This window comes from Streptococcus sp. ALY_211 (assembly GCF_058314555.1).
Genome location: NZ_JBZFUN010000022.1, coordinates 1 through 2,860, shown reverse-complemented (window position 1 = coordinate 2,860; position 2,860 = coordinate 1). Strand labels below are relative to the sequence as shown.

1 protein-coding gene and 14 tRNA genes are annotated in these 2,860 nt (G+C 44.8%); all 15 read left to right on the top strand.

Annotation, left to right across the window (positions count from 1 at the left end):
* Positions 1–41 precede the first annotated feature (41 nt).
* The 15 genes from AC4HAJ_RS08740 to AC4HAJ_RS08670 all read left to right on the top strand — a co-directional run bounded on the left by AC4HAJ_RS08740 (position 42) and on the right by AC4HAJ_RS08670 (position 2,686).
* Positions 42–114, top strand: a tRNA-Thr gene (locus AC4HAJ_RS08740).
* Between the two features lie 3 nt (positions 115–117).
* Positions 118–189: transfer RNA gene (locus AC4HAJ_RS08735), tRNA-Gly, on the top strand.
* Positions 190–198: 9 nt separating this feature from the next.
* A tRNA-Leu gene (locus AC4HAJ_RS08730) sits at positions 199–284 on the top strand.
* 10 nt (positions 285–294) lie between these two features.
* Positions 295–368, top strand: a tRNA-Arg gene (locus tag AC4HAJ_RS08725).
* Positions 369–376: 8 nt separating this feature from the next.
* Positions 377–450: transfer RNA gene (locus AC4HAJ_RS08720), tRNA-Pro, on the top strand.
* Positions 451–453: 3 nt separating this feature from the next.
* Positions 454–527 (top strand) — tRNA-Met (locus AC4HAJ_RS08715).
* A 17-nt stretch (positions 528–544) separates the two neighbouring features.
* Positions 545–618 (top strand) — tRNA-Ile (locus AC4HAJ_RS08710).
* A gap of 13 nt (positions 619–631) precedes the next feature.
* Positions 632–721: transfer RNA gene (locus tag AC4HAJ_RS08705), tRNA-Ser, on the top strand.
* A gap of 8 nt (positions 722–729) precedes the next feature.
* Positions 730–803, top strand: a tRNA-Met gene (locus AC4HAJ_RS08700).
* A 12-nt stretch (positions 804–815) separates the two neighbouring features.
* Positions 816–888 (top strand) — tRNA-Phe (locus AC4HAJ_RS08695).
* A gap of 12 nt (positions 889–900) precedes the next feature.
* Positions 901–971, top strand: a tRNA-Gly gene (locus tag AC4HAJ_RS08690).
* Positions 972–1,013: 42 nt separating this feature from the next.
* Positions 1,014–1,087 (top strand) — tRNA-Ile (locus AC4HAJ_RS08685).
* 6 nt (positions 1,088–1,093) lie between these two features.
* Positions 1,094–1,165: transfer RNA gene (locus AC4HAJ_RS08680), tRNA-Glu, on the top strand.
* A 4-nt stretch (positions 1,166–1,169) separates the two neighbouring features.
* Positions 1,170–1,257 (top strand) — tRNA-Ser (locus AC4HAJ_RS08675).
* 115 nt (positions 1,258–1,372) lie between these two features.
* The gene (locus tag AC4HAJ_RS08670; RefSeq protein ID WP_491079753.1) at positions 1,373–2,686 is read left to right on the top strand and encodes a CHAP domain-containing protein; all 1,314 of its coding nucleotides are present in this window, start codon (positions 1,373–1,375) and stop codon (positions 2,684–2,686) included.
* Positions 2,687–2,860: the final 174 nt, after the last annotated feature.

Sequence of the window (2,860 nt, the reverse complement as noted above, 5' to 3'; positions counted from 1 at the left end):
ACGGCGTGGGGGTTCAAGTCCCTTAACCCGCATCATAATAGGCCGGCTTAGCTCAGTTGGTAGAGCATCTGATTTGTAATCAGAGGGTCGCGTGTTCAAGTCATGTAGCCGGCATTTGCGAACGTAGTTCAGTGGTAGAACATCACCTTGCCAAGGTGGGGGTCGCGGGTTCGAATCCCGTCGTTCGCTTGAGGATTGGCCGGGGTGGCGGAACTGGCAGACGCACAGGACTTAAAATCCTGCGAAGGGTAACCTTCGTACCGGTTCGATTCCGGTTCTCGGCATTTCTAAGGGGCACCCTTAGCTCAACTGGATAGAGTACCTGACTACGAATCAGGCGGTTAGAGGTTCGACTCCTCTAGGGTGCATACATATACGGGAAGTAGCTCAGCTTGGTAGAGCACTTGGTTTGGGACCAAGGGGTCGCAGGTTCGAATCCTGTCTTCCCGATATGGCGGTGTAGCTCAGCTGGCTAGAGCGTCCGGTTCATACCCGGGAGGTCGGGGGTTCGATCCCCTTCGCCGCTATATATATTATGGATACTGGACCTTTAGCTCAACTGGTTAGAGCACTCGGCTCATAACCGAGCGGTCGTAGGTTCGAGTCCTACAAGGTCCATATTATAATATTTGGAGGATTACCCAAGTCTGGCTGAAGGGAACGGTCTTGAAAACCGTCAGGCGTGTAACAGCGTGCGTGGGTTCGAATCCCACATCCTCCTTTACTTATCGCGGGATGGAGCAGTTAGGTAGCTCGTCGGGCTCATAACCCGAAGGTCGTAGGTTCAAATCCTGCTCCCGCAATTATTATAGGTTGGCTCGGTAGCTCAGTTGGTAGAGCAATGGATTGAAGCTCCATGTGTCGGCGGTTCGATTCCGTCTCGCGCCATTTTTATTAAATGCGGGTGTAGTTTAGTGGTAAAACTACAGCCTTCCAAGCTGTTGTCGCGAGTTCGATTCTCGTCACCCGCTTTTATAATAATAAAGATTATTATATACTGAGCAGTAATGCTTGGGCGCATAGCTCAGCTGGTTAGAGCGCACGCCTGATAAGCGTGAGGTCGGTGGTTCGAGTCCACTTGTGCCCATATAATGGTCCGTTGGTCAAGGGGTTAAGACACCGCCTTTTCACGGCGGTAACACGGGTTCGAATCCCGTACGGACTATTTTGGAGAATTACTCAAGAGGCTGAAGAGGACGGTTTGCTAAATCGTTAGGTCGGGAAACTGACGCGGGGGTTCGAATCCCCCATTCTCCGTCTTTTAATATTAATTATTTGTATTTAAATGAATTGTAATACCCCTGTAATCAACAGGCTTTTTTTTTTGCTATAATAGAGTGGTCTTATATAAAGATGGGAGTAATAATCAAGTATGAAAAAACGTATTTTATCGACAGTACTACTTAGTGGGGTTGCATTAGCAACTACTGCGCATGTAAATGCAGATGACTATGATACTGCTATTGCCGGTCAAGATGCTATTATTAATAATCTATCTGCTCAGTCTGAAGCTGCTAGTGCCCAATCATTGCTTATTCAGGGGCAACAGTCAATCTTAGCTGGTCAAGGAGCTGAACTCCAAGCACAAAATGATACTTTGCAGGCTCAAGCAGGAACTTTGTCATCACAAATTCAAGGTTTGTCTGAAAAAATTGTTGCTAGGAATGAGTCAATTGAATCTCAAGCTCGTAATGCTCAGAAAAATAGTACTTCTTCAAATTATGTGAATACTATTTTGAATTCTAAATCTATTTCTGATGCGATTAGTCGAGTTGTTTCTATTCATGAAATTGTTTCTGCGAGCCAGGCACAATTAGCTGAACAAGAAGCTGACAAGACAATTCTTGAGGCTAAGCAAACTGCAAATCAGGCAGCAATTAATCAGGTTTCTGCAAGTCAAGCTGTTGTTGCTGCTAATCAAATTGAACTTGCTAATCAACAAGCTAACTTAGAGGCTGCACAGGCAGCATTAGCTACTGAAATTGCTAATGCTCAAGCTAGTAAAGAAGCTTTAGTTGCTGAAAAAGCTACTTCTGAGAGTGAGGCTGCTAGTGTTGCAGCATCACAATCAGAATCTGAAGCTATTGCTGCTTCAGAAGCTGCTGTTGCTCAATCAGAATCAGTGGCTGAGTCTGAGTCTGTTCAAGAAGATAAACAAGCAGCATCAACTGATGATTCTGCTACTGCTGAAACTTCAGCATCAGATGCTGCAAGTCAAGCACCAACTACTGCTAATTCACAAGCAGGTGAGCAACCTAAATCTGCGTCTCAAACTCAAGCTCCAGCTAGAAGTACTGCTACTGCAGCTGTAAGTAAGCCTGCTGCTCGAGTTCGTTCTGCCGTAGCAAGTGGTCCAAATACATATCCTGTAGGTCAATGTACTTGGGGTGTTAAGGCTCAACTTTCATGGGTTGGAAATAATTGGGGTAATGCTAATCAATGGGGTGCTAGTGCACAAGCCGCTGGTCACACTATAGGTTCTACTCCTCGTGAGGGTGCTATTGCTGTTTGGCCAAGTGATGGTGGAGGCTATGGTCACGTTGCGGTCGTTACTTCTGTTCAAAATGCTAATGCTATTCAGGTTAGTGAATCTAATTTCAATGGTAATATGTCTGTTGGTAATTATCGTGGAACTTTCAATCCATCTTCTGGATATTGGGGTTCAGTATATTATATCTACCAATAATAGAGTTAAGAAGAGAGCAAATTTGCTCTCTTTTTGTTATATGACTTTAAATCCCGCGTTGTAAAATGAAGTGCAACACAAAAGACATGTTCGTCTGATATACTAGAATCCTCCAACTCAGTATAGAAAGCAGATGAACATGTCCACTAATTATTCTACCAAAAAGTCGCGTTA

Excerpts from the sequence above, each read along its gene's own strand:
- AC4HAJ_RS08670 (WP_491079753.1), top strand. The coding sequence starts at position 1,373 with ATGAAAAAACGTATTTTATCGACAGTACTACTTAGTGGGGTTGCATTA.